This window comes from Anaerovibrio sp., assembly GCF_045637405.1.
Lineage (GTDB): Bacteria > Bacillota > Negativicutes > Selenomonadales > Selenomonadaceae > Anaerovibrio.
In genome coordinates, this window is the sequence record NZ_JAZTZI010000132.1 from 1 (window position 1) to 1676 (window position 1676).

General features: G+C 43.4%; 1 protein-coding gene. It reads left to right on the forward strand.

From position 1 onward, the window contains the following. Positions 1-1590 (forward strand): hybrid sensor histidine kinase/response regulator (locus tag ACKI5G_RS09205; protein WP_407399711.1); only part of this gene is annotated, 1590 nt, incomplete at its 5' end. Positions 1591-1676: the final 86 nt, after the last annotated feature.

Here is a 1676-nt window from a genome sequence, read left to right on the forward strand (position 1 = left end):
ATCTCCCGGGGAGAAGCCGATGTAATGCTTGTGGGCAGTATTAGAGCAGAGTATTTATTGCGGGATAAGGATAAGGATTTGAATATTGCCCAATTGAACAGTGACACTGCCATAGGCTTTGTGGGCCTTAACTCCGAGTCGGAAGGGATAGGAGTGTTAAATCATGGTCTCAGCCTTATGGATAAGGATTATATCTTTAATCGGTCCTATGCTTATTTGCCAAGCCATGATATGTCTATCGGGGAATTTTTAAAGAAAAATGTTTGGGTTCCTGTAGGAGGCTTAGTAGTACTGTTCTCTTTGATTATCTTCTTTATCGCCCGGGAAAACAGGAGAAATCAGGAACATTTGCGGGAAACTGAGGAGCAGTATGAGGAAACCAGAGCCCTTAATGAGGAACTCCAGACCCAGCATGCCCGCATGGAAGAAGCAATGGCGGCTGCTGAAATAGCCAACAATGCCAAATCCACATTCTTGTTTAACATGTCCCACGATATTCGTACTCCACTGAATGCCATTATTGGCTTTACGGAGCTGGCTGAACGGGATCCGGATAATGTGGAGCATAATAAGGAGTATCGTAAAAAGGTTAAATTGGCCAGTCACCAGCTGTTGGATATTTTGGATAATGTGCTGGAAATGGCCCGAATTGAAAATAACAAGCTGATTATTGATGAGGAAGTGGTGGACTTCAATGTACTCTTCAATTCCTGGCTGGCAGTTTTTGAAGGGGAAATGATGAAGAAGAATTTGAAGTTCGAAAGCTCCTTTGATATTGAGCATCAGTTCCTGTACACGGATCGAATTCATGTATCAGAAGTGGTAATGAATGTTATCAGTAATTCCGTTAAATATACCCCGGAGGGCGGTACCATTTTTGTTGGAGTAAAGGAGTTGCCAGGGGCCAATGAAGCGGAATGCAACATTGAATTTGTGGTGCGGGATACCGGCATTGGCATGTCCGAGGAGTTTGTCAGTGAAATATTTGAGCAATTTACCAGAGCCTATAATTCTACCCAAAACGGTATTCAGGGGACAGGCCTTGGTATGGCCATTGTTAAGAGCATTCTGGATAAAATGAACGGTACAATTACCGTTAAAAGTAAGCTGGGTGAAGGTACAGAAATTGTATTTACCATACCTCATCGTATAGGCAAGGCCCAGTCAACGGTTGTTGATAAAGAAAAGCAGCTGGAAGTAGTTGATTTTAGCGGCAAGCGGCTTCTTTTGACGGAGGACAACGATCTGAATGCGGAAATCGCCATTACCATTTTGGAGGAGAGTGGCTTGGAGGTAGAGCGGGCCAAGGATGGTGTGGAATGTATTGATATGCTCACCAACCATGAGGCGGGATATTATGATTTGATTCTCATGGATATCCAGATGCCAAATTTGGACGGCTATGGGGCAACACGTAAGATTAGAGAATTGGATGATCCGGATTTGGCCAATATTCCAATAATTGCCATGACTGCCAATGCCTTTAAGGAGGACCAGGAAAAGGCCTTTGCCATGGGCATGAATGACCATTTGGCCAAGCCGATTGATGTAACAAAGATCTTTAAGGCATTGAAAAATGTGCTTCATTAGTTGAAAAAGGCTCTCCAGGGGGTGCGGGAATTGCGACATGCCAACAAACGGTACTTGAAATGGTTTAATTTAAAAAACTTGTTATG